Raw genomic sequence first — 23,068 nt, 5'->3', positions numbered from 1 at the left:
TTAATTGTTTAAATTGACAGGGCGGAGCACTATGGGCCGTCCGCCGGAGCGCGCATGCATTCTGCCAGCGCGGCCGCGCGGCACGCCCTTACCGGGAGAGACCATGCAAAAATCAAAATCCTTATTTCTGTTGCTTGCCTGCGCGGTGCTGGCCGGCCCGGCATTAGCCGAAATGCCCAAGCAGAACAATGGGCAATGGGTGGATGGAAGCGGCGCCACGCTTTATACCTTCGACAAGGATACACCGGGCAAAAGCGCCTGCGACGCGTCGTGCGCACAGAACTGGCCACCCGCGCTTGCGGAAGCCGCCGACAAGGCCGGAGGCGACTGGAGCTTTGTCCAGACACACGACGGCAAGCGGCAATGGGCGTACAAAGGGCAACCCTTGTACCGGTTCGTCAAGGACAAAAAGCCGGGCGATGCGCAAGGCGACGGAATCAAGGGGATATGGCATATCGCCAAACCCTGATCCGCCGCGCATGCAAGCAGCCCGAAGGAGGCTGTCATGAAGCTATCCAAAATCATCCTGTTCCTATTCCTGGCCATGGCGCTAGGCTTGTCGGCATGCACGGCGGGCGATGGCGCCTATCAAAACAGTTCGGGCACAAGCAATACCACCGACACAGGCAATGGCGGAGGAGGGTACTGAAACATGCTTTCATTACAGGTCTGATACCAATGTTTCAATGAGCTTCGAATCCGAGGTGGTGGCCTTGCTGCCCGTTTTGCGCCGGTATGCCCGCGCACTGACGGGCAATGCCGCCTGGGCGGACGATCTCGTGCAGGACACGGCCGAACGCGCTTTGAACAAGCGGCTCAAATGGCGGGCGGGCAGTAACTTGAAGGCCTGGCTGCTGACCATGCTGCGGAATCTGTACATCGACCAGTTGCGCAAGCAGCGCGAAACCGGCGGCGATGGCAACGAGTTTCCCGGGCTGGCGGGCGAGGCGTACCAAGAGCAGGTCGACGGCCTGTTCCTGCGGGATGTCCAGCGCGCGCTTTATCTCCTGCCCATCGATCAGCGCGAAGTGCTGCTGCTGGTGGGCTTGGAAGAGCTCAGCTACCAGGAAGCCGCATCGGTCCTGGATATACCCCGGGGCACCGTCATGTCCCGCTTGTCTCGCGCTCGGGAGCGCATGCACAGCCTTCTGTCCGGCGATGATGCCGGGGAGCAGAAGCCGCCCGTGCTTAAAGTGGTAAGGAGTCCGCAATGAACGACGATCCGGCTTTCGGTGCGCCGCTTGCGGACGAACCGTATCGACAGGCCTTGTCCGCCTTGATCGACAATGAGCTTCCAATGCAAGAGTGCGCCGCGCTGATCGATCGCGTTGCAAGCGATCGGTCGGCTGCCGCGCGTATCGCTTCCTATCGCGCACAAAAATCCGCATTGAAAGCCCTGTTTCCCATCGGCGAGAAGGCGGTTCTTCCGATTTTGGTCCCGCAGCGTTCGCCTTGGTTCAGGCGGGTGGGAACGGCCGCTGCCTGGATGGCCTGCGGATTGGCGCTGGGACTGATGTCGTCCGGGCTCCGGACAGAATCCGCCGGGCAGCCTGCTTTTGCATCGAACGCGGATCTTGCCTATGCCGTTTATGCACCGGAACAGCGCCATGCCGTCGAAGTGCCGGTGGCCGACGAGAAACATCTGCTGGCCTGGCTGTCCAAGCGTCTGGACCGGACGTTGAATGTGCCGTCCTTGCGGGAGTATGGCTACTCCTTGCTGGGCGGCCGCCTGCTGCCCGGTCCGGCCGGGCCCGCGGCGCAGTTCATGTACGAGGACGCAGCGGGCAAGCGCCTGACCTTGTATATCACCGCCGCAAACGTCCGGCCGGGCGCCATGCGGGCTTTGCACGAACCGAGTGGACAAAGCACCTACTACTGGGTGGATCAAGGCATGGGTTATGCGCTTTCAGGGCGGGTGGCTCGGGAAGATCTACGCAATATGGCCGTCGATGTGTGCGGCGCCTTGGGCGGCAAGCCGGAAATCTGGCAGTAAAAACAAACGCGGCGCGGGAAGATTCCGGCGCCGCGTTTGCATGAAGCGGGGAAGGGCTTAGCCCTCTTCGACGAAGGTTTCCTCGCGCTTCTTCTTGATGGACGGCAGCGTCACCAGGATGACAAGCACCGCGGCCACGATCAACAGGCTAAGCGATAGGGGCCGCGTGAAGAAGGTGGTGTAGTCGCCGCGCGCCAGCAGCAGCGCGCGCCGGAAGTTCTCTTCCATCATGGGTCCCAGCACCAGGCCCAGCAGCAGCGGGGCGCCTTCGCACTTCAGTTTGGACCACAAGTAGCCCACCAGGCCGAAGGCCGCCGTCATCCAGATGTCGAACACGTTGTAGTTCAGCGAATACACGCCGATCGTGCAGAACACCAGAATGGCCGGGAACAGGATGCGGTAGGGCACCTTCAGCAGCTTGACCCACAGGCCGACCAGCGGCAGGTTCAGAATGATCAGCATCAGATTGCCGATCCACATCGAGGCGATCAGGCCCCAGAACAGGTCCGGGTGGCTGGTCATGACCTGCGGGCCGGGCTGGATATTGTGGATGGTCATTGCGCCGATCATCAGGGCCGTCACGGCGTTGCCGGGAATGCCCAGGGTGAGCAGCGGAATGAACGAGGTCTGCGCGGCGGCGTTGTTGGCCGATTCCGGGCCGGCCAGGCCGGCCGGATGGCCCTTGCCGAAGCGCTCGGGGTTCTTGGAGATTTTCTTTTCCAGTGTGTAGGACGCGAACGACGAAAGCGTCGCGCCGCCGCCCGGCAGGATGCCCAGGGCCGAGCCCAGGGCCGTGCCGCGCACGCAGGCGGGCCAGGACTCCTTGAACTCCTGCTTGTTGGGATACAGCGATCCGACTTTGTCGGTAAGGTCCACTCGCTGGTCCTTCAATTCCAGGTTGCTCATGATTTCGGCGAAGCCGAACACGCCCATGGCGACCACGGCAAAGTCGATGCCGTCCTGCAATTCCGGAATGCCGAAATCGAAACGCGCCACGCCCGAGTTCACATCGGTGCCGACCATGCCCAGCAGCAGGCCCAGCAGGATCATGCAGATGGCCTTGGGCAGTGAGCCCGAGGCCAGCACCACGGCGCCGATCAGGCCCAGCACCATCAGCGAGAAGTACTCGGCGGGGCCGAACTTGAAGGCGACTTCGGCCAGGGGCGGCGCGAAACCGGCCAGCAGAATCGTGGCGAAGCAGCCGGCGAAGAACGAACCGATGGCGGCAATGGCCAGGGCTGCACCGGCCCGTCCGTTGCGCGCCATCTGGTGCCCGTCCAGGACGGTCACCACCGCCGAGGTTTCGCCGGGCAGAGCCACCAGGATGGCGGTGGTCGAGCCGCCGTACTGGGCGCCGTAGTAGATGCCGGCCAGCATGATCAGGCCGGCCACGGGAGGCAGCACGTAGGTAATGGGCAGCAGCATGGCAATGGTGGGCACCGGTCCGATGCCCGGCAGCACGCCGATCGCCGTCCCCAAAAGACAGCCCAGCAGGCAATATGCGACGTTCTCGACCGACAAGGCAACCGAGAAGCCCAATGCAAGGTGTTCAAACAATTCCATTTTCGGGTTTCCTTTAATTGCCTAGAAAAGTTGGCCAAAGCGGGAAGATCAGGCCCAGGCCCTTCACGAAGGCGAGCCAGACGAAGATCACCAGGAACAGGCCGTTGAGCGCAGCTACTTTCCAGCTGAATACGTGGCTGGCGAAACTGCTCAGGAAAACGAGCAGGAAGACGGAGATGTAGACCCCCAGGTAATCCAGGAGCACGCCGCTAAGCGATACGCTGCCCAGCAGGATGACCGTGATGCCCCAATCGAACTTCTCCAGCTCGACCTCTTCGGCCTTCTGCTTCATGGAATTCAGCGCCACGACGGAACCCAGTGCCGCCATGCACACACCCAGCCAGAATGGAAAATAGCCGGGCCCCATGCGCGCGGCCGTGCCCATGGAATACTTCGTCGCGCCCAGGGCGAACCCCACTCCCAGCGCGAAGAACATGATTCCGGACCAGAAGTCCTGTTTGTTCTTTACTCTCATGTCGATGAAATCTCTCTCTCGTTATCGGTATGTTCCACTCACGCACCGGCCTGTACGCAGGGCGATGAGCGTAGCCGGGATAGTAGGGGAGAGAGGCGCGCTTGGGGCGCTATGGCGCATTACCAAATCATTACCATACGGTAATGATTTGGGCGATTCCGTAATCAGGGCGTCTTGTACAGGGGCAACTCTATTTCAACGCGCAGCCCGGGCGCGGCGTCCTGGAAGCGCAGGACGCCTTCGTGCAGGGACACGATGGCCTGGACGGAGGCCAGGCCCAGCCCTGATCCGGGAATGTCGGGCTGGACGCGATAGAACCGCGTTCCAAGAAGAGCCAGGTGCGAGGCGGCAACGCCGGGCCCATCGTCGCTCACGGTCAGTATGGCCTTGTCGCCGCGCTGTGCCGTCGCGATAGTGATCCTGGCGCCGGTGCCCGCGTACTTCAGCGCGTTGTCGACCAGGTTGGCAATCACGCCGGCCAACAGATCGGCATCGGCCAGAACCCAGGTTCCGGTGTCAGCCTCCGGTATCTTGCGCTGCGCGAGCTGCGTGCCGCTCTCGTCGGCCAGCGGCTCGTACAGTTCGATGACGTCCTGCGCAAGCCCCTCCAGCATCACCGGACGGAAAGCCTGGCGGCGCACGCCCGACTCCGCCTCGGCGATCAGCAGCAGCTTCTCGGCCACGGAAATCAAATCCATGATCTCGTCGGAGGCGGCATCGATGGCGACTGACAAGGCCGCCGGATCATGCACATCGTGCCTGGCCAGATGCAGCTTGGCCAGGACACGGGCTAGTGGCGTGCGGATGTTGTGCGCAATCGAATCGGACACATTGCGCACCCCCTTCATCAAGGTTTCGATGCGGTCCAGCATATGGTTGATGTCGTGCCGCAATTGGGCGAACTCATCCTCATCGGACGACACCGGAATTCGCCGCGTCAGTTCGCCCGTTCCGACATGAAAGGCGGTATCCCGTATGGCTTCAACGCGCCGCCGCAGCTCGCGGCGGAAGATGAATGTGCCGATCAGTACCAGCAAAAGTCCCACCAGGGTGGCGGCGATGATGGCATTGCCGATGAGCTTCTTGATTTCCTTCAAGTCATGCGTATCGCGGCCCACCACCAGCGTGCTGCCATCGGCCAAGGGATGTATGCCCAACAGGGCCGCCACCGGGCTGCCGCTGCGCAGTACATTCAACTGGACGGGAGCGGGCGGGTCGCGCACGTAGTCAGAGGCCGGAAACAAGTCCAGGTTGCCCGCCAGCTTCTTGCCCCGCTGGTCGATCAGCAGGTACATCTCGGTGTCGATGTCGGTCTGGTCGGACAGCAATTGCCTGATTTCAGCCTGCAGGGACGGCCGCCCGTATTCCTGGTAATGCACGGCCAGGCGCTGCGAGGTCAAGATGACTTGGCGGGAGAACTGCGTCTGGAAGACGTCGACGATTTTTCCGTACGCGAAGATCAGCAGGAAGATCGTCGTGCAGACGGCAAGCACGCCATAATTGAATGTCAGCCGGAAGGCCACCGACCCCCACAGCCTGCGCCATGCCTTGGCGGCGCGCCCCTGGCTCATGATTTGTTTTGTGCCGAAGCGGCGGGCTCCAGCTTGCTGGACAGCATGTAGCCCACGCCTCTTACCGTATGAATCAATGTCGGAAGAGAGGCGAAGTCTCCATCTATCTTCTGTCGCAGCCGGCTTATGGTCGCGTCGATGACGTTGGTTTGCGGATTGAACTGATAGCCCCACACCGCGCCCAACAGCATTGCGCGCGTCAGGATTTGATCGGGATGCATCAGCATATAGGCCAGCAAGCGGCACTCACGCGGTTGCAGGGTCACCGGCTTGCCTGCACGCGTGGCCCTGGGGACGGTCAGGTCCAGCCTAAGGTCGGCATACTGCAGGATGCGGTCCGTCTCGGTGCTTTTGGAACGGCGGATCAGGGCCTCGGCTCGCGTCAGAAGTTCGATCAGCGCAAAGGGCTTGGTCAGATAATCGTCGCTGCCCAGCTTCAGGCCCCGCACGCGCTCATCCAATGCGGTCAATGCGCTAAGCACGATGACCGGAGTCTTGATGCCCACGCCGCGCAGCGTGGTCAGGATGGATAGGCCGTCGACCTGGTTGGGCAGCATGCGGTCAAGCACGATGATGTCCCAGGGTTCGGTCGTGGCGCGCTGCAAGCCTTCCGCGCCGTCATAGCATACGACCGGCCAATGGCCCATCTCCCTGAAGCCATCGGCAATGTAATGCGCATTCTCGCGATCATCCTCGATGATCAGGCAATTCCATATCAAATCAATGCCTCTTTCGTTCTGCAAATGGAACGATGATATCCAATTTGAGCTTTGCCGGTCATTTCCTTATGGGTTCAGGCGAATACTTATAGTGCAATCAAAGAGATAGACCACGAAGAATCTAGGTATAAGCAACGAGGGCGAGCCGATAGCCTACGGCGGTTTCCGTCAGGAGATGTTTCGGCTGGGCCGGATCGTCCTCGAGCTTCTGCCGCAAATGCCCCATGTAGATACGCAAGTAATGCGCGCTTTCGCTGTGCGACGGACCCCACACCTGGCGCAATAATTGCGGGCCGGTCATTACCCGACCCGCGTTGGCGGCCAGGACGGTCAGCAATCGGTATTCTATTGGCGTCAAATGAACAATCCGATCATTCTTGCAGACCAGGCGGCTCTTGATATCCACGGTGACGTTGCCAAACCGAATGGCATCGCCAGCAGGGGTTTGATCCTGCCGGCGCCGCGCCGCACGCACTCGCGCAAGCAGCTCTCCGATCCCGAATGGCTTGGTCAGGTAGTCATCGGCGCCGGCATCAAGGGCTTTAATCTTGTCGTGCTCATCAACGCGCGCGGAAAGCACAATAATAGGGACCGTCGACCATTGTCTGATGTCGGCAATGCAATCCACACCATCGCCATCAGGCAATCCAAGGTCAAGGATAATCAAGTCGGGTTTACGGGTTCCGGCATCAACGAGCCCACGCCGCATGGTCTCCGATTCGTGGACCTGCCATCCTTCTTGCTCGAGCGAGGTTCTCACAAAGCGACGGATCTGAGGCTCATCTTCAATCAGTAGCGCAACAGGTGTCGGTACACTCATGAGCTGTGGGTTCCGGGCTCGGTATTGGCTTGCTCAATGTCGGGCATGGCGGGGGGCGTACCCAGGGGCAGGGTAAAAACGATGGCGGCGCCGCCCTGAGGGTCGCGCCGGGCTCTGATAGTGCCATTATGCACTTGAACGATAGCGCGGCAAATAGCAAGGCCCAGGCCCACGCCAGGCGTGGACGATTCTTGATGGCCACGCATGAATTTTTCAAAAACAGCCTCTTCACAGCCAGAGGGCAAGCCAGGTCCGTTATCCGAGACGGTGACCTCCAGATACTGGCCCTTGATGCTTGCGGCGATGACGATCAACGACCCATCGGGTGAGTACTTGCTGGAGTTTTCCACCAGATTGCAAAGTACCCGCTCTATCAATACCGCGTCGAAACGCAGCAGGGGAAGGTCCGGGGCCAATTGCGTCCGAACCTTATGCCGGCCAAGCGCGGCGTGACTGGCGCGCAGCGAACTTCCCACTACTTCCTCGAAGGGCTGCCATTGCAGATTGAGTTTGATTTCGCCGCTTTGAAGGCGGGCCATGTCGAGCAGGTTGGTTACCAGCCTTGTCATTCGCTGCGCCTCTTCGTGCAGGACACCGGCCAGTTCTTGCTGCGTCTGGGTGAGCGGCGCCGACGAAGCAAGCGATTCGGATAGGCCAAGCAAGGAAGTCAGCGGCGTGCGCAAATCATGAGAGAGCGCGGCAAGCAAAGAGTTGCGCAACCGCTCGGATTCCATTTTCAGCAGGGCCTCTTGTGCAACCTCGACGTAGTGCACACGTTCCAGCCCGATGGCTGCCAGCGCGGCAAAAATATCAAGTTGCTGCCGCTGTTCGGGGACGAGCAGCCATCGCGGGTTCCGAGGGGCGACCACAAGGACGCCCCGGGTGCGCATGGGCGCTTGCAAAGGCAAGTAAAAGTAGCGGCTGGCCGGTAGCGTGTCGGTGTTCATCCCGGCCGGCGAAGCGTGATCGAAGGCCCATTGAGCCACACCCAAATCCGCCGTTTCCAGTCCGTGGCCAGCATTGTTGGAAGGCCATCGAAACACTTCCAGGCGTCCCTCATCATCGGGCAAAAGCAATGTTGTATCGGCATCGAAGGTATGCAGGATGACGCGACGGGTGGATTCGAATATCTGCTCGGTTTGCAGGGCGCCCGACAGCTCCCGGGCGAATTGGTACAGCGCTCGCGAGCGGGATTCCCGGCGCGATGCCACACGCGCCTGATAGCGCAATCCTGCTGTGAGCTGTCCGATGATCAAGCCGACCGCAAGCATGACTGCAAGTGTCACCACATACTGAAAATCGCCGATCGAGAAAGAAAAGCGCGGCGACACAAAAAAGAAGTCGAATGCGGCGACGCTCATGAAAGCCGAAAAGATCGCGGGACCGCGGCCAAATCGTGCCGCGACCAGGACCAAGGTCAGCAGGAACAGCATCACGATATTGGCCAGATCCAGATAGGGCAGCAGTGGCGTTGCGATAAGCGCTGTCAGGACGCTGCCGGCGATAGCCCACAGATAAGGCCGCAAACGTGGTTGGCGATAGCTGGGAAGATCGCCATTTCGCATGACTGGGGCAATGCCGGGTTTTGGCGGTTTCCTGAGCCCCGGGCCGGGGTCGCCCATTTCGATCAGATCAATTTCAGGGGCATATGCGGCTATGCGCTTAAACAGAGCGGGACGTAAGGACCAAGCCGAGCGGCGCCTGCCCAGGACGACTTTGGAGAAATTGTGGCTATGGGCATAATCGACGGCAACCAAGGCGACGTCGCTGCCCGACAATACGACCGGCACGGCCCCCAGATCCTGGGCAAGCTTGAGGGTCTTGAGTATCCTGTCGCGCTGTTCCGATGGTAAACGCAGCAACTGAGGGGTTTCAATATAAATGGCATGCCACTCGGCATTTAGTTGGCTGGCCAACTGGGCCGTGCTGCGAATGATATGTTCTGTTCCGGGGCGGGGCCCGACACAAACCATCAATGCCGTATCGGTTTTCCAGACTGACGCAATCGATTTCTCGATTCGGTACGCCTGCACGTCGTCTTCCACTCGTTCCGCCGTGCGGCGTAACGCCAGCTCCCGCAGTGCAATCAAATTGCCTTTACGAAAAAAGTTCTTCGCGGCCCGATCCGCCTGTTGCGGCTGATAGACTTTGCCTTCCTTGAGCCGTTTAAGCAGCTCGTCCGCCGGGATATCCACCAGAACGATTTCATCGGCTTTATCAAATACGGTGTCCGGCAAGGTTTCACTGACGCGGACACCGGTAATTCCACCCACTACATCATTCAGGCTTTCCAAGTGCTGGACGTTTACGGTCGTATATACGTTGATGCCCGCATTCAGGAGCTCATGAACGTCTTGCCACCGCTTGGGGTGGCGTGAGCCGGGCACGTTGGAATGCGCCAGCTCGTCCACCAGGATCAGCGATGGGCGCCGCAGCAACGCCCCATCGATATCGAACTCCTTAAGGATTTTTCCCCGATGATCGATGGTTTTAAGCGGCAGGATCTCCAGGCCTTTCAGCAATGATTGGGTTTCGCCCCGGCCGTGCGTTTCGACCACTCCGACCACAACCCCCTTGTCAACCAGCAGTCTCTGTGCCGCCGCAAGCATGGCGTATGTCTTGCCCACCCCGGCGGAGGCGCCGAAATAGATCCGCAGCCTGCCACGTTTGGCTTGACCCTCTTGCTCCTGGACTTGAGCCAGCAAGCTGTCCGGATCCGGGCGTCGTGCGTCAGTGGAATACATGATTTGGTGTTTGGAAGCTATTTATGCTGTTGATCCAGGGCAAGGTTCAGCGCCAAGACGTTCACGCGTGGCTCGCCCAGGAACCCAAAGTACTGCGATTCACTGTGCTGAGCAATCAGGCCATGCACCGTCTCGAGTGTTAAACGGCGTTCGCGCGCAACACGGGGCGCCTGATAGTAAGCGGCGGCCAGGCTGATTTCGGGATCCAGGCCGCTTGCGGAGGCAGTCGCCAAGTCGACCGGAATCGCCGAGGCATTGCCTGGATCGGCGGCATTCAGCGCTTCGATACGGCTTTTCACCGCCTCAATGAGGCCCGGATTGCTCGGCCCCAGGTTTGAGCCGCCGGACGCGGCTGCATTTGCCGGCATGGGGCCGGTGGCTGACGGCCTGCCCCAAAAATAATTGACAGAGGTAAACGTTTGCCCAATCAGCTTGGATCCTATCGCTGTTCCATCCCGAATGATCAAGCTGCCAGCCACTTTGCCGGGGAACGCAAGCTGTCCGATGCCGGCCATGGCCAGCGGGTACAGCACACCGCAAATAAGGGTTAGCGCGGCAAACAGGACCAGGGCGGGGCGAATAGTCGTTTTCATGTATGTCCTAAATGAGATGGAGGCCGGCAAGAGCCATGTCAATGAGTTTTATCCCGGCAAACGGCACCAGGATGCCGCCCAAGCCATAGATCAGCACATTGCGGCGCAAGAGCATGGCGGCGCCAATGGCCCGGTACCGCACGCCTTTCAAGGCAAGAGGGATTAATGCAACTATGATCAGCGCATTGAAGATCACCGCCGACATGATGGCCGACGATGGGCTGTTCAACTGCATGATGTCGAGCGTTTCAAGCTGGGGGTAGGTCCCGACAAAGGCGGCCGGAATGATGGCGAAATACTTGGCGACGTCATTGGAAATGGAAAACGTGGTCAATGATCCGCGCGTCATCAGCATCTGTTTTCCGATCTCCACGATCTCCAACAGCTTGGTAGGGTTGGAGTCCAGGTCCACCATGTTGCCGGCCTCTTTCGCAGCTTGCGTGCCGGAGTTCATCGCAACCGCGACGTCGGCCTGCGCCAGTGCCGGTGCATCGTTGGTTCCGTCGCCTGTCATCGCGACCAGCCTGCCTTCGGCTTGATAGCGGCGTATCAGCTTGAGCTTGTCTTCCGGCGTTGCTTCCGCCAGAAAATCGTCGACGCCGGCCTCGGCGGCGATGGCGGCCGCCGTGAGCTTGTTGTCCCCGGTAATCATGATGGTCTTGATGCCCATCCTGCGCAGTTCGGCAAAGCGTTCTTTAATACCGCCTTTGACGATGTCCTTGAGCTCTACGACGCCCATCACACGGCCCTCATCGACGACCACAAGCGGCGTGCTGCCTTGCCGCGATAGCTCCTCGACGGCAAGGGTCACTTCAGCCGGATAGGGACACCCCAGCGATGCGACATGCCTTTTCATGGACTCGGCGGACCCTTTGCGCAGCGCGCGCGTGTCATTGCCAGTATGGATGTCAATGCCGCTCATGCGGGTCTGAGCGGAAAAGGGCACGAAGGTCGCATGCAGCGATGCCATCTCGCGCTCCCGAATATTGAAACGCTGCTTGGCCAGCACAGCAATGCTGCGTCCTTCGGGCGTTTCGTCTGCCAAAGAAGCCAGTTGCGCGGCATCGGCCAATTGGGTTTCAGTGATTCCCGGCGCGGGAATAAAGGCGGCGGCCTGGCGATTGCCCAGTGTAATGGTACCCGTCTTGTCCAACAGCAGTACGTCAACATCGCCGGCCGCTTCCACGGCACGGCCCGATGTCGCGATAACATTGGCCTGCATCATGCGGCTCATGCCCGCCACACCGATGGCCGACAGCAAAGCGCCTATGGTGGTGGGGATCAGGCACACCAGCAGGGCTATCAGCACTGTTATGGTGACAGGCGTGCCCAGGCCGGCGGCATGGACGCTAAACAGCGAGAAGGGCAGCAGGGTAGCCGTCACCAGCAGAAAGACTATGGTCAGAGCCACAAGCAGTATCGTCAATGCTATTTCGTTGGGTGTCTTCTGACGCTTTGCGCCTTCAACCATGGCTATCATACGGTCTATGAAGGCCTCGCCCGGATTGACCGATACACGAAGCACCAGCCAGTCAGACAGGACGCGGGTGCCTCCCGTTACCGCGGAAAAGTCTCCTCCGGATTCGCGGATGACAGGCGCGGACTCCCCCGTGATGGCGCTTTCATCCACCGATGCCACACCTTCTATGACTTCCCCATCGGCAGGAATGGTGTCGCCCGCTTCCACCAGCAGAATATCGTCCTTGCTCAGTTGAGCGGCCGATATGGGGGTCCAGCGGTCTCGATCCGTCGCCGTACTCAGTTTCTTGGCCGTTATGGCCTGCTTTAAAGCATGCAGCGAGGCTGCTTGCGCCTTGCTGCGGCCTTCCGCCATCGATTCGGCAAAATTTGCAAACAGCACGGTCGCCCATAATCCCAGGGCGATAGCCAGGATGAAACCGGGGCTGGCCTCGCCTGCGCCGGCGATGGCTTGAAAGAACAGCAATGTGGTCAGTACGCTGCCGACATACACCACGAACATGACGGGGTTGCGCCATTGGGCGCGGGGATTCAGCTTCTTGAACGCGTCGACAATGCCTGGCCCAAAAAGGGCGAAATCAAAAAGTGTCAGATTTTTTTTGTGCGACATCGCTAGCGTCCCGCTTAATGAGTGAATAACTGAAGATGTTCGACAATGGGCCCCAAGGCCAATGCAGGTATGTAGTTCAATACACCCACCAACACCACGACGCTGGTCAGAAGTGCAATGAATAGCGGGCCATGCGTTGGCAAGGTGCCGGACGTTGCCTCAAGTCGCTTTTTTGCCGCAAGTGATCCGGCAATCGCCAGAATCGGCACGATGGCGAAGTAGCGGCCGAACCACATCGCCAAGCCAAGCATGAGGTTGTAGAACGGGACATTGGCTGACAAACCCGCAAATGCGCTGCCATTGTTATTGGCGGCCGACGTGAACGCGTACAGCATCTCCGAAAACCCGTGGGCTCCGGGATTGGCGATACCGGCTCGTCCAGGATCGGCCATGGCGGCGATGGCGGTACCGCAAAGCACCAGAAACGGCACGATCAAGATCGCGATGGCCGTCATTTTCATTTCGAACGACTGTAATTTTTTACCCAGGTACTCCGGCGTACGTCCTATCATCAGCCCGGCGATAAATACCGTCACGATCGCCAGGACAAGCATGCCATACAGGCCGGACCCCACGCCGCCGAAGACCACTTCGCCCAACTGCATCAGCACGAGCGGAGCCAGGCCGCCCAAGGGCATGAAAGAGTCATGCATGGCATTGACCGCGCCGCAGGACGCCGCCGTCGTGATGGCTGCGAACAAGGCGGAGGCGCTGATGCCGAAGCGGGTTTCCTTGCCTTCCATATTGCCGCCCGATTGCCACGCGCTGGCGACTTGATCGATTCCTAACGCGGCAAGCCCAGGATGGGCTTGCTGTTCTGCAAACAAGGCGATGGCCGCCATCAGGACAAAGATTGCCGTCATGGCGCCCAACACCGCCCAACCTTGCCGAATATCCCCCACCGCCCGACCGAAAGTGAAGCACAGCGCCGCGGGGATCAGAAAAATGGCAAGCATTTGCAGCAGGTTCGAGAGGGGAGTGGGGTTCTCGAAGGGGTGAGCCGAGTTGGCGTTAAAGAAGCCGCCGCCGTTGGTGCCCAGCAGCTTGATGGCTTCTTGCGAGGCCACCGGCCCCATTGCCAGTGTCTGGGTCTTCGCAACCAGGGTTTCAGTCAAGGGATTTCCCTTGGCGTCTTTTAGCGCCTGACCCAGTGCGTCGGTTTGAGCCTGCTCATAGCTAAGCGGCGCAAGCAGGGTAACCTCCTTATAGGAGGAGAAATTTTGAATCACGCCCTGACTCATCAGCGCGATGGCTAACAGGATGGATAGCGGCAATACCAGGTACAGGGTCGAGCGCAGAAGATCGGCCCAGAAGTTGCCTATGGAGTGTGCCGAGCGTGACGAAAACCCGCGTATCAGGCCAAAGGCAACGGCGATACCGGTGGCCGCCGAGAAAAAATTCTGCCCCGCCAACACCAGCATTTGAGTGAGGTAGCTCATGGTTGCCTCGCCGCCGTAGCCTTGCCAGTTGGTATTGCTGGCAAAGCTTATTGCGGTATTGAACGACGAGTCGGGGCCGACATTGCCGAATCCTTGAGGATTGAGTGGAAGCCACGCCTGCAGACGCTGCACGCCATATGTCGCTAGCGCGCCCAGTGTGTTGAACGCCAGGAGCGACAAGGCATAGGCCTTCCATCCCATGCCGGCCTGGGGATCAACGCCGGCCGCGTGATAAAGGGCGCTTTCAATTGGACCGAGCCAGCTCATGCCGCGCACAGGCACATGGAAAGCCAACTGCACGATGTACTTGCCCAACGGATAGGCCAGGCATAACAAGAGCACGAGAAATATCAACAAGAGCAACAAGGATTGCATTGTCATTCTATAAGTCCTCTGCTTTCATAAGTGCCGCGATCAAGTACACCAAGAGACAGCCGGACACGATCGCGCCGACAAGATACGTCAGACTCATTGATCATCTCCCAACTGATCGCAGCCCGCGGCCAAGGCCCAGGCCAAGAAGCCAAGTATGAGAACTATGCCGATATAGAGGAGGTCCGCCATCATCTTTCTAAACGTTGTTTCGATGACGGAAAGAGTATCCGGATGCGCCTAAAAAATTTATAAAAACTGGGCTGCCGAATATAAAAAAGGTATAAAAATCACTCTGCGTTCAGGCGCGATGCGGGCTGGGCCTCGGGGTCGCCTTTTCGGTTGGGCTGTATGTATTCCAGCCGGTGGCCGTCTGTTTGACACACGAGTCCGGCGATAAGGAAATGCGGCATAGTGTCGAGAGCATTCTGCGGCCCTAACGTCGGCCTGCCAAGAGTTCGCCACCGAGCCAGATAACACAGTCACAAGAAGTCACAACGAAATGACGATTTTCAGGGACATCGGTAGCGTGAAGAATAGGCAGGGGTTTTGAGGAATAGCTGCATGAGTATGTGTTTTAGTTGAGTCGATAAAGAACACTGGGCATGGAAGGAGCGGGCTCTTCCCATGCCCAATTAGGCCTCAGGGCCAAACAAAAAAGATTAAAACAAAAACTAAACTACGCGCTTTAGCTCGGCGTAGTCCCCATTTGTTCGAAGAGTGACCGTAACGTCTGATTGAGTTCGGTTGCGCCAAAACCAACCGTGGTTGCCATCGAATGCGGCGTCTAACACTCCTTCATCCTTCGCTACACCACGGCCTTTTTCATAGGAAATAGAGCGCCCACCCCCATCACCATGGGTGTCATAGTTCACCACGGCACCATTGGCTGTCCAGGAAAAATTGGCTTTTGCTCCCGCCGCCATTACCAGCTTGACCTCAGCCCCTTGTCCCGGCTTCAAGATGATACTAACTTCATCGGATCTGCCGGTTTGAGCCGGCGTAGCGGTGGCTTGGGTATTGGACGGTGCTCCCGAAGCTTGAACGACAGGGGCGGGCGGCTGCGGTGCCTGGCTGACTGTAGGAGTCGCGCTCAATGCAGCGACGGGCGCAGACGGTTGCGGCGCAAGTTCTCTGGCCGCGGCATCGGCAGCGGCGTCAGCGGCTGATTCGGCTGCAAGTTGCGTCTTGATTTCACCCATTTCCGTGAGGCCCAACACACGGCCGATTCGCGTTGGATCGATCGCATATTCGGATGGGAGTACTACGGTCACAAGAATGATCAAGGCAGCGATAGCCGCAATAATGGTAGAGCGCTTAAGTTGTTCGGAAGTCGGCAACTCTGCGCGACGTGGAAGGTCGGTGTTGTACATACTGAATCCTTTACGAAACGATATAGCCGGTAATTTGATAGCCCATCAGGATGAAGCCTGCGCTCATCATGACGACGTTGGCCGTGTAGGCGTGACGCCAGAAGCTCTCTGTGCGACGCCAATAGCTCATGGCGATGAGGATCGCCCCAAGCGCCAGCAATTGCCCAATCTCCACGCCAACATTGAAGGCGAGCAAATTAGGAACCAGGCCATCCGGTGAGATGTTGTATTCAATGATCTTTGTGGACAGGCCAAAGCCGTGGAAAAACCCGAAGATCAATGTTGCCACTTTGGTATTGGGCTGAAACCCGAGCCAACGCTGGTATGCGCCCATGTTGTCGAGCGCCTTGTAGACCACTGACAAGCCAATGATGGTGTCGATGATGTAACTATTGATTCCGACATTGAAATACACACCCAGCAGCATGGTGGTGGAGTGCCCGACGGCGAATAGGCTCACATAGAGGCCGATATGTTTCATCCGGTAGAGGAAGAAAATCACGCCGAGCAAGAACAGGATATGGTCATATCCGGTCACCATGTGTTTGGCGCCAAGATAGATGAACGGCAGCAAATTAATGCCCGTTATCTCTTGGATATAGCCCTTATCGCCTTCCGCCACAGCGTGACCGAAGGCCACATCGGCGAATAGCAAAAGAGGCAGAAAAGCTAAGCAAAGAAAAGTTGCTCGCTTCCCATATATGGGCGAGCGTAGCCAGCCCCCAAGGAAGGGTCTAAACATGAGTACTCCGATTGTTTCGATGAAGTTGAAATGGCCTGGAATTGACCGGTTTTCAGGAAACGAAACCAAATTTCGGAGGGCGCTCAAGTAGAAAGCTATATTTGAGAGGCTTCGATTGTGGCGGTGCGGGATGCCATATTTGAGGCATGTGCGCTAACGCAACTAACACTTCGGGTGGAATGTCTTGTGTTTCGTGTGAGTGATCGGCCGAGTTATGACCATGCAGATGGCCTGTCTGTTTTTCTTCTTCTAGGCCAAAATCGTGGCTATGCCCATGATCGGAAAGCTCTGCAGACAACTCGGTATGACGCAGCTTTTCCGCCGAAGCGAGAGCAAGCGGATCATGCGACGTTGAGCGGGTCATTGGCAGGGTGGCCAACAGACTCAGAATCACCGCAATCGCGGTGATAAAACGAACTGTTGATCGGCCAAACCAGTGTTGCATGAAATCTATCGTATATGCCGGATTTACGGGATTGGTCCGTGCATATTACGTCGGAACCAACAATAAATAATATCCTATCTAGGGGGATCGTATTGTAGCAGGCGTTGCACGTCTACCCTTTAGTAGGTTTTGGACATAAAACTTTCAATTGCTTGGATCCCTCCGGCCAAGAATAATGGCCGCTCGCGCTGCCGCGCTGCACATCGAGAGATGGGCCAAACTTTCAGCCTTGCCAGACGTGGCAGTGACAGGCATGCCCCGAGCGTCTGCGGATCTCTGTGGTTAAGGCTATCAATTTTCCTTTTCTTGCCAACATCCCCCTGGGGGGGATATTATTGGGGCGCTTACCGAACTCTTTTGAAGATATTCGATGCTTACCGTCCTGAAGAATCGCATTTACCGTCATTTGTTTGCCGCGCAGGTGATCGCGCTTATTGGAACCGGACTGATGACGGTGGCGCTTGGCCTTCTTGCTTATGAGCTGGCTGGGGCGGATGCCGGAGCAGTTCTAGGTACCGCGCTTGCGATCAAGATGATCGCCTATGTAAGCGTCGCACCAATTGCGCAGGCATTCTCCGACCGGCTGCCACGCCGGTCGCTATTGGTGGGACTTGACCTGATTCGAGCGGCCGTGGCGCTGTGCCTGCCCTTTGTCACGGAAATCTGGCAAATCTATTTACTGATTTTCGTTTTACAGGCGGCCTCGGCCGGGTTCACGCCAACATTCCAAGCCGTAATTCCTGACATTCTGCCCGACGAAGAGGAGTACACGAAAGCGTTGTCTCTTTCTCGGCTGGCTTACGATCTGGAGAATTTGATTTCTCCAATGCTGGCGGCAGCACTGTTGACGATTATCAGCTTCCACAACCTGTTCGCTGGAACGGTTGTCGGCTTCCTTGTCTCGGCCTCACTTGTCGTCAGCGTGACACTTCACGCAACCAAGCCTGGTCCACACAGGAGTATTTGGGATCGCACGACACGGGGTATTCGTATTTACCTTGCCACGCCACGTCTGCGGGGCCTGCTGGCAATCAGCTTGGCCGTTTCAGCAGCGGGCGCCATGGTCATTGTGAACACCGTGGTCATTGTCAGGGCTCGCCTTGGCCTGGGAGACACGGAAGTTGCCTGGGCGCTAGCGGCTTTTGGCGGCGGTTCGATGATCGCCGCCCTTATCCTGCCTAGCCTGCTCAACAAGATTCCTGACAGGCCGGTCATGGTGACAGGGGCGGCCGTTTTGGTTCTCGGTACCGCCATCGGCGCGCTGGCTCCGACTTATGCAATGCTGTTGCCGCTTTGGCTAGTGATTGGTATCGGCTACAGTGCGGCGCAAACGCCTTCCGGCCGTCTTTTACGTCGGTCCGCGCATGCTGAGGATCGGCCTGCGATTTTCGCTGCGCAGTTTGCGCTCTCTCACGCTTGTTGGCTGATCTGTTATCCGCTGGCGGGCCGCTTTGGTACTGCCCTGGGGCTGCCAACGACCTTCATTGTCATGTCGCTGATTGGTCTGGCCGGCGTGGCGTTGGCGTTGAAGCTGTGGCCAGCCGGCGATCCATCTGATATTGCACACGAACACCCCAATCTGCCGCCGGAGCATCCTCACTTACGCGAATACTCAAGCCAGGGGGAGCATCGCCATTTTCTTATCATGGATGATCTGCATCAGAGCTGGCCGCGTGAATAAGGATTTTGTCCGGCCCGACAAGTCAGGCAGTGCACTTCGTCCCCCTACATCACGGCATTCCGAATCGTATTGATGTTGTGTCGCATCATATCGATATAGGTAGCAGCAGAACCATCTTCCGCTGACAGGGCATCGGAATATAGCTTGCCGCCGATCTTCATGCCCGTTTCCCGTGCTATTTGCTCCAGCAGTCGAGGATTGCTGACGTTCTCAAGAAAGATGGCAGAGGCATTTTCTTGCCTGACCTGCCGTATCAGCGCCGCAATATCAGTAGCCGAGGCTTCCGACCCGGTGCTGGCGCCCAGAGGCGCCAGCAATTGAAGTCCGTACTCGTGCCCCAAATAGGTGAAAGCCTCATGGGAAGTAATGATCGTACGTTTGTCAGAGGGAATCTGCGCCATGGTTGCTTTGAGGTCTGTGTCCAGGGCTTTGAGCTTCTCGCCATAGGATGCGGCATTGGCCCGATAACCTTGGCAGCCCGCCTCATCGGCGGCGCAAAATGCGTCAGCAATGTTATTCACATAGATCTGGGCATTATGTACCGATTGCCATGCATGCGGATCATATTCGCCGTGATTATCGTCGTCGTGGCTGTCGTGTTCATCCAGCGAACTGCGTAGCAGCTTCGCATCTTTGGTGAGTTCCACAACAGGCGCCGTGGTGCCACTTGCCTTGACGAGACGTTGAAGAAAACCCTCAAAATGCAAGCCATTAGCGAGTACCACGTCGGCATCCTTGATCGCTGCCGCGTCGGCAGGCCTGGGTTCGTACGAATGGGCGTCACCGTTCGGCCCGATCAGGGTGGTCACTGCAATTCGGTCTGCGCCAACGTTCTTGGCGAAGTCGCTAATGATAGAGAATGTTGAGACGACCTTGAGGTCTTCAGCGCTTGCCTGTGGCAATGTCATCAGCCCTATCGCGACGATACCTGTTAGAGAGGCAAGTTTCTTCAATCTGGACATATAAATCTTCCTTGATGATGTGGTTTTGTAAGAGGGGATTGGGCAGGCGCTGCACGTTCTGGCGCTCCGAAATGGCTGTATGCCGATTTGCTAACGATGCAACGTGGTTCATTACTCAATTATTGATATGTTATAACATATCAATAATTGAGTAATGGTATGCGCTTGCTATCAATGAAGTAGATTGTGCGACTAAGGAATCGAGCGTTTCTTTGCTAGCGTTGATTATATCCCCCCTAGGGGGATATAATATGGCTCTCTATCGAATCAATAGGATCCACCATTTCATGGGCGAGCAACCGCATCTGCACCAGAGCCATGACCATATCGTCAAGCGGCTGAAACGCGCTGAAGGCCATTTGCGCAGCATCGTCGCCATGATCGAAGAGGGTCGGGCGTGCGTGGATATCGCTCAGCAGTTATATGCAGTGGAAAAGGCCGTATGCCAAGCCAAGCGTACGCTCATCCAGGATCACATCGATCACTGCCTTGAGGATACCGTCCAAGCGTTAAGTCGCGACGATCGCGCGCCGCTTGAAACGTTCAAGCAAATTGCCAAATATCTTTGAAGCCAGGCATGGTTGGCTCTACGCCCGTGTTGCCGTGTGGCGTCTTCCAGATGTCCCGGTGCGCCTTTTCTCTAACACGTTCCAGGGCGAGCCCTCGCCCTGAGAGTTGGGTGCCGATTATTGGCGACCCGCTTACAGTGATCGCCGGCGTGATGCGCGAGCCTATCTGGCGCTTCCTCGGGATAGTCACACTGGCTAAGACCGGCCGTTACCTGGCGCTTGTTGCCCTCACACTGCCCTGGACATGATCTTGCGGCAATTCCTACTACCTGCTGAGAATCGGATGCGAATTAACCCCAAATACGTAAACCTCACGTTTGCAACGTTGATGTCCTGTGTAATGTCACTGATCATGACGTGCTTTATCACGGCGCTCAATACAGGCCTGGACACTGACTTTGTGATGCGCTGGGCGATGGCGTGGAGTGTCGCCTGGCCGGTCGCGTTCTTTTGCAATTTTTTGTTAGCCGCGCGACTGCGACGCTGGGTCGCTTCACGCGCGATGGCGGCTGATGCTGCCTGACACCGCTTCGAACCCTTAAACCGATACCTGGCAGCATTCAAATTAATTATGTAGCGTATATTTCTAATATAGTAGTAAACTCTACAAATGAACTGGCTATTACTTATTATTTCTTTGCCCACCGAGACCGCGACGGTACGGATGCGGGCATGGCGCGCTCTTAAGGCATGCGGTGCCGCCGTGCTACGCGACGGTGTCTATGTGCTGCCCGAGAACTCAACCCGTCGAAGTACTTTGGAGGCGATAGGCGCCGAGGTGCGAAACGGTGGAGGAAGCGCCCACGTAGTGTGCAGTGGCGAGCCAGAAAATGAGCAATTTGTCAGATTGTTTGATCGCACTCAGGACTACGCCACTTTGCTTGTGCAGATCGACACGGCGCGCCAGGGTTTGAGCGCTGAGTCGGCCCTCGATACGCTCAAGCAGGCCCGCAAATTGCGCAAGGTCTTTGTCAGCATTAGCGAAATGGATTTTTTCCCTGGCGAAGCGCAACGCCAAGCCGATTCTGCCTTACAAGATTTGGAGTTAACGGCTAACCAAGCGCTCGCTCCCGATGAGCCGCACGCGATCAAAGGCACCATACCTTTACTGTTTACTAAAGATTATCAAGGCCGAGTCTGGGCGACACGCCGCCGGCCTTGGGTCGACCGCTTGGCGTGTGCCTGGCTGATTCGCCGTTTCATTGATCCTCAGGCACATTTCCTGTGGCTTGAGTCGCCCGCCCAATGCCCGCTTGATGCACTTGGGTTTGATTTTGACGGCGCCACCTTTACCCATATCGACGCGCGCGTCAGTTTCGAAGTCCTGTTGGCCAGTTTTGGGCTCACTCAGCCCGCGCTTAAACGTATTGGCGCCTTGGTTCATTACCTGGATGTCGGGGGTGTGCAGCCGCCCGAGGCGAGCGGCATCGAGTGCATTTTGGCCGGGCAGCGCGAAACCTTGACTGATGACGACCAGCTCGCCGTTGCGGCGGGCGGAGTCTTCGATAGCCTACTTGCCGCTTTTGATAACGAAGCGCCAGCCCCATGACCAAAACTACGCCACTCACTCATGACGGGGAGATGCTAGAAAAACCCGAGGCCGTCACCTTTGGGCAAGCATTCCGGTTATGGCTCAAGCTCGGTTTCATCGGCTTTGGCGGTCCGGCAGGGCAGATATCCCTGATGCATCGCGAGCTCGTGGAGCAACGCCGTTGGATCAGTGAAACGCGCTTTCTGCATGCGCTTAATTACTGCATGCTGCTGCCCGGCCCCGAAGGCCAGCAGATGGCCACCTATATGGGGTGGCTCATGCATCGCACGCGCGGTGGTATCGCTGCGGGAGTCCTCTTTGTTTTGCCGTCGCTTTTTTTCCTGATTTTTTTATCATGGATATACATTGCCTTTGGGAGTCAACCCTTGGTGGCAGGCCTATTTTATGGCATTAAGCCGGCGATCACGGCGGTTGTGGTGCATGCAGTGCATCGCATCGGCTCGCGAGCGCTAAAAAACAGCCTGATGTGGGCCATTGCCGCTGCAGCATTCGTTGCCATCTTTGCGATGAATGTACCGTTTCCGATTATTGTGGCCACGGCGGCGCTGATTGGCTATGTTGGGGGCCGCTTGGTGCCCGCTACGTTCACACTTGGGGCTAGCCATAAGCAAGCCGGTAAGTTCTTCGGGCCTGCGCTGATCGATGACGATACGCCGACCCCGGCACACGCCATATTTCGCTGGTCGGGTCTGGCGCGGGTCGCGCTGGCGGGAGCTGTGCTGTGGCTAGTGCCGATGGCGCTGCTGGCAAGCTCCTTGGGTTGGCATCATACTTTCACCCAAATGGGCTGGTTCTTTACCAAAGCCGCCTTGCTCACCTTCGGCGGTGCCTATGCGGTCTTGCCTTATATCTATCAGGGAGCCGTGGATTTTTACGGCTGGCTCACGCCCTTGCAGATGATCGATGGCCTGGCGCTGGGCGAAGCCAACCCTGGCCCTCTAATCATGGTGGTGGCATTTATCGGCTTTGTGGGCGCCTACATTCAAGCGTTCTTTGGTCCTGATCTGGCATTTATGGCCGGCGCCGCGGGAGCCGTCCTCGTCACCTGGTTTACCTTCCTACCGTCATTCATTTTCATTTTGGCGGGTGGGCCTTTTGTCGAATCCACCCATGGAAACCTCAAGTTCACGGCCCCGCTCACCGCCATTACCGCTGCAGTTGTCGGTGTCATTCTGAACTTGGCCGTGTTTTTTGCTTACCACGTGCTTTGGCCCGCCGGACTGGCAGGCCGCTTTGACTGGGTATCGGCGCTTATAGCCATAGCGGCCGCCGTGGCCCTATTTGTCTATAAACGCAACGTCATTCTTGTGATCGCAGCGTGCGCAATCATCGGTTTAATCGTGAAAACCCTGACTTAGGACGACAT

General features: G+C 57.7%; 23 protein-coding genes and 1 pseudogene. 10 read left to right on the top strand and 14 right to left on the bottom strand.

Annotated features, from left to right (window positions below; all coding sequences use genetic code 11):
* Positions 1 to 103 precede the first annotated feature (103 nt).
* From V0R37_RS13815 to V0R37_RS13800, 4 genes are read left to right on the top strand one after another with little or no spacing between them, the layout of a single operon-like run.
* Positions 104 to 469, top strand: a complete 366-nt coding sequence (locus V0R37_RS13815) for a COG4315 family predicted lipoprotein (protein WP_420375074.1) — start codon at positions 104 to 106, stop codon at positions 467 to 469.
* 36 nt (positions 470 to 505) lie between these two features.
* Positions 506 to 649, top strand: a complete 144-nt coding sequence (locus V0R37_RS13810; protein ID WP_420375073.1) for a hypothetical protein — start codon at positions 506 to 508, stop codon at positions 647 to 649.
* 37 nt (positions 650 to 686) lie between these two features.
* Positions 687 to 1,214, top strand: a complete 528-nt coding sequence (locus V0R37_RS13805) for a sigma-70 family RNA polymerase sigma factor (RefSeq protein ID WP_420375072.1) — start codon at positions 687 to 689, stop codon at positions 1,212 to 1,214.
* Positions 1,211 to 1,993, top strand: coding sequence for an anti-sigma factor family protein (locus tag V0R37_RS13800; protein WP_420375071.1), 783 nt, complete (start codon positions 1,211 to 1,213; stop codon positions 1,991 to 1,993). Before V0R37_RS13805 ends, V0R37_RS13800 begins: the two co-directional genes overlap by 4 nt.
* A gap of 57 nt (positions 1,994 to 2,050) precedes the next feature.
* Here V0R37_RS13800 and V0R37_RS13795 read toward each other — a convergent pair whose 3' ends face one another.
* The 13 genes from V0R37_RS13795 to V0R37_RS13735 all read right to left on the bottom strand — a co-directional run bounded on the left by V0R37_RS13795 (position 2,051) and on the right by V0R37_RS13735 (position 16,938).
* Entirely contained in the window at positions 2,051 to 3,556 is a 1,506-nt protein-coding gene (locus V0R37_RS13795) for a tripartite tricarboxylate transporter permease (protein WP_420375070.1), read from the bottom strand.
* A 13-nt stretch (positions 3,557 to 3,569) separates the two neighbouring features.
* Positions 3,570 to 4,031 (bottom strand): tripartite tricarboxylate transporter TctB family protein, encoded by a 462-nt coding sequence (locus V0R37_RS13790; protein ID WP_420375069.1) that lies wholly within the window; start codon positions 4,029 to 4,031, stop codon positions 3,570 to 3,572.
* Between the two features lie 164 nt (positions 4,032 to 4,195).
* Complete coding sequence (locus V0R37_RS13785; protein ID WP_420375068.1) at positions 4,196 to 5,602, bottom strand: sensor histidine kinase; 1,407 nt, start codon at positions 5,600 to 5,602, stop codon at positions 4,196 to 4,198.
* A complete protein-coding gene (locus tag V0R37_RS13780) occupies positions 5,599 to 6,318 on the bottom strand; it encodes a response regulator transcription factor (protein WP_420375325.1) in 720 nt (239 codons plus the stop codon). Before V0R37_RS13780 ends, V0R37_RS13785 begins: the two co-directional genes overlap by 4 nt.
* 124 nt (positions 6,319 to 6,442) lie before the next feature.
* Positions 6,443 to 7,141: a two-component system response regulator KdpE gene (kdpE, locus tag V0R37_RS13775; protein WP_420375067.1), complete on the bottom strand. Its 699-nt coding sequence runs from the start codon at positions 7,139 to 7,141 to the stop codon at positions 6,443 to 6,445.
* Complete coding sequence (locus tag V0R37_RS13770; protein ID WP_420375066.1) at positions 7,138 to 9,885, bottom strand: DUF4118 domain-containing protein; 2,748 nt, start codon at positions 9,883 to 9,885, stop codon at positions 7,138 to 7,140. Before V0R37_RS13770 ends, kdpE begins: the two co-directional genes overlap by 4 nt.
* A gap of 17 nt (positions 9,886 to 9,902) precedes the next feature.
* On the bottom strand, positions 9,903 to 10,478 hold the full coding sequence (gene kdpC / locus V0R37_RS13765; protein ID WP_420375065.1) for a potassium-transporting ATPase subunit KdpC: 576 nt from the start codon (positions 10,476 to 10,478) through the stop codon (positions 9,903 to 9,905).
* 7 nt (positions 10,479 to 10,485) lie between these two features.
* Positions 10,486 to 12,567 (bottom strand): potassium-transporting ATPase subunit KdpB, encoded by a 2,082-nt coding sequence (gene kdpB, locus V0R37_RS13760; protein ID WP_420375064.1) that lies wholly within the window; start codon positions 12,565 to 12,567, stop codon positions 10,486 to 10,488.
* 14 nt (positions 12,568 to 12,581) lie between these two features.
* Positions 12,582 to 14,387, bottom strand: a complete 1,806-nt coding sequence (gene kdpA / locus V0R37_RS13755) for a potassium-transporting ATPase subunit KdpA (protein ID WP_420375063.1) — start codon at positions 14,385 to 14,387, stop codon at positions 12,582 to 12,584.
* A gap of 1 nt (position 14,388) precedes the next feature.
* Positions 14,389 to 14,478 (bottom strand): potassium-transporting ATPase subunit F, encoded by a 90-nt coding sequence (locus V0R37_RS13750; RefSeq protein ID WP_420375062.1) that lies wholly within the window; start codon positions 14,476 to 14,478, stop codon positions 14,389 to 14,391.
* A gap of 574 nt (positions 14,479 to 15,052) precedes the next feature.
* On the bottom strand, positions 15,053 to 15,751 hold the full coding sequence (locus V0R37_RS13745) for a transmembrane anchor protein (RefSeq protein WP_420375061.1): 699 nt from the start codon (positions 15,749 to 15,751) through the stop codon (positions 15,053 to 15,055).
* Positions 15,752 to 15,761: 10 nt separating this feature from the next.
* Positions 15,762 to 16,493, bottom strand: a complete 732-nt coding sequence (locus V0R37_RS13740; RefSeq protein ID WP_420375060.1) for a HupE/UreJ family protein — start codon at positions 16,491 to 16,493, stop codon at positions 15,762 to 15,764.
* A 52-nt stretch (positions 16,494 to 16,545) separates the two neighbouring features.
* The gene (locus tag V0R37_RS13735; protein ID WP_420375059.1) at positions 16,546 to 16,938 is read right to left on the bottom strand and encodes a hypothetical protein; all 393 of its coding nucleotides are present in this window, start codon (positions 16,936 to 16,938) and stop codon (positions 16,546 to 16,548) included.
* Positions 16,939 to 17,308: 370 nt separating this feature from the next.
* Here V0R37_RS13735 and V0R37_RS13730 point away from each other — a divergent pair, with 370 nt between their 5' ends.
* A complete protein-coding gene (locus V0R37_RS13730; protein WP_420375058.1) occupies positions 17,309 to 18,619 on the top strand; it encodes an MFS transporter in 1,311 nt (436 codons plus the stop codon).
* Positions 18,620 to 18,663: 44 nt separating this feature from the next.
* Here the strand turns inward: V0R37_RS13730 and V0R37_RS13725 are convergent, their stop codons facing one another.
* Positions 18,664 to 19,581 (bottom strand): metal ABC transporter solute-binding protein, Zn/Mn family, encoded by a 918-nt coding sequence (locus V0R37_RS13725; protein WP_420375057.1) that lies wholly within the window; start codon positions 19,579 to 19,581, stop codon positions 18,664 to 18,666.
* Between the two features lie 287 nt (positions 19,582 to 19,868).
* Here V0R37_RS13725 and V0R37_RS13720 point away from each other — a divergent pair, with 287 nt between their 5' ends.
* From V0R37_RS13720 to chrA, 5 genes and pseudogenes are all read left to right on the top strand, one after another.
* Positions 19,869 to 20,150 (top strand): metal-sensing transcriptional repressor, encoded by a 282-nt coding sequence (locus V0R37_RS13720; RefSeq protein WP_420375056.1) that lies wholly within the window; start codon positions 19,869 to 19,871, stop codon positions 20,148 to 20,150.
* Positions 20,151 to 20,254: 104 nt separating this feature from the next.
* Positions 20,255 to 20,398, top strand: a pseudogene (locus V0R37_RS13715) (YqaA family protein); the annotation flags it as partial.
* On the top strand, positions 20,395 to 20,673 hold the full coding sequence (locus V0R37_RS13710; RefSeq protein ID WP_420375055.1) for a DUF2798 domain-containing protein: 279 nt from the start codon (positions 20,395 to 20,397) through the stop codon (positions 20,671 to 20,673). The pseudogene V0R37_RS13715 and the gene V0R37_RS13710, both read left to right, overlap by 4 nt.
* Positions 20,674 to 20,760: 87 nt before the next feature.
* Entirely contained in the window at positions 20,761 to 21,699 is a 939-nt protein-coding gene (locus tag V0R37_RS13705; protein WP_420375054.1) for a chromate resistance protein ChrB domain-containing protein, read from the top strand.
* Positions 21,696 to 23,060, top strand: a complete 1,365-nt coding sequence (gene chrA / locus V0R37_RS13700; RefSeq protein WP_420375053.1) for a chromate efflux transporter — start codon at positions 21,696 to 21,698, stop codon at positions 23,058 to 23,060. Before V0R37_RS13705 ends, chrA begins: the two co-directional genes overlap by 4 nt.
* Positions 23,061 to 23,068 lie beyond the last annotated feature (8 nt).

Source organism: Pollutimonas rozaliensis, assembly GCF_048751585.1.
Taxonomy (GTDB): domain Bacteria; phylum Pseudomonadota; class Gammaproteobacteria; order Burkholderiales; family Burkholderiaceae_B.
The sequence above is the reverse complement of the archived record's forward strand: the minus strand, read 5'-3'. Positions and strand labels throughout refer to the sequence as shown.

Bases quoted from the DNA above. Each gene is read 5' to 3' on its own strand.
- V0R37_RS13815 (WP_420375074.1), top strand. From the start codon at position 104: ATGCAAAAATCAAAATCCTTATTTCTGTTGCTTGCCTGCGCGGTGCTG.
- V0R37_RS13810 (WP_420375073.1), top strand. From the start codon at position 506: ATGAAGCTATCCAAAATCATCCTGTTCCTATTCCTGGCCATGGCGCTA.
- V0R37_RS13805 (WP_420375072.1), top strand. From the start codon at position 687: ATGAGCTTCGAATCCGAGGTGGTGGCCTTGCTGCCCGTTTTGCGCCGG.
- V0R37_RS13800 (WP_420375071.1), top strand. From the start codon at position 1,211: ATGAACGACGATCCGGCTTTCGGTGCGCCGCTTGCGGACGAACCGTAT.
- V0R37_RS13795 (WP_420375070.1), bottom strand. From the start codon at position 3,556: ATGGAATTGTTTGAACACCTTGCATTGGGCTTCTCGGTTGCCTTGTCG.
- V0R37_RS13790 (WP_420375069.1), bottom strand. From the start codon at position 4,031: ATGAGAGTAAAGAACAAACAGGACTTCTGGTCCGGAATCATGTTCTTC.
- V0R37_RS13785 (WP_420375068.1), bottom strand. From the start codon at position 5,602: ATGAGCCAGGGGCGCGCCGCCAAGGCATGGCGCAGGCTGTGGGGGTCG.
- kdpE (WP_420375067.1), bottom strand. From the start codon at position 7,141: ATGAGTGTACCGACACCTGTTGCGCTACTGATTGAAGATGAGCCTCAG.
- V0R37_RS13770 (WP_420375066.1), bottom strand. From the start codon at position 9,885: ATGTATTCCACTGACGCACGACGCCCGGATCCGGACAGCTTGCTGGCT.
- kdpC (WP_420375065.1), bottom strand. From the start codon at position 10,478: ATGAAAACGACTATTCGCCCCGCCCTGGTCCTGTTTGCCGCGCTAACC.
- kdpB (WP_420375064.1), bottom strand. From the start codon at position 12,567: ATGTCGCACAAAAAAAATCTGACACTTTTTGATTTCGCCCTTTTTGGG.
- kdpA (WP_420375063.1), bottom strand. From the start codon at position 14,387: ATGACAATGCAATCCTTGTTGCTCTTGTTGATATTTCTCGTGCTCTTG.
- V0R37_RS13750 (WP_420375062.1), bottom strand. From the start codon at position 14,478: ATGAGTCTGACGTATCTTGTCGGCGCGATCGTGTCCGGCTGTCTCTTG.
- V0R37_RS13745 (WP_420375061.1), bottom strand. From the start codon at position 15,751: ATGTACAACACCGACCTTCCACGTCGCGCAGAGTTGCCGACTTCCGAA.
- V0R37_RS13740 (WP_420375060.1), bottom strand. From the start codon at position 16,493: ATGTTTAGACCCTTCCTTGGGGGCTGGCTACGCTCGCCCATATATGGG.
- V0R37_RS13735 (WP_420375059.1), bottom strand. From the start codon at position 16,938: ATGCAACACTGGTTTGGCCGATCAACAGTTCGTTTTATCACCGCGATT.
- V0R37_RS13730 (WP_420375058.1), top strand. From the start codon at position 17,309: ATGCTTACCGTCCTGAAGAATCGCATTTACCGTCATTTGTTTGCCGCG.
- V0R37_RS13725 (WP_420375057.1), bottom strand. From the start codon at position 19,581: ATGTCCAGATTGAAGAAACTTGCCTCTCTAACAGGTATCGTCGCGATA.
- V0R37_RS13720 (WP_420375056.1), top strand. From the start codon at position 19,869: ATGGGCGAGCAACCGCATCTGCACCAGAGCCATGACCATATCGTCAAG.
- V0R37_RS13710 (WP_420375055.1), top strand. From the start codon at position 20,395: ATGATCTTGCGGCAATTCCTACTACCTGCTGAGAATCGGATGCGAATT.
- V0R37_RS13705 (WP_420375054.1), top strand. From the start codon at position 20,761: ATGAACTGGCTATTACTTATTATTTCTTTGCCCACCGAGACCGCGACG.
- chrA (WP_420375053.1), top strand. From the start codon at position 21,696: ATGACCAAAACTACGCCACTCACTCATGACGGGGAGATGCTAGAAAAA.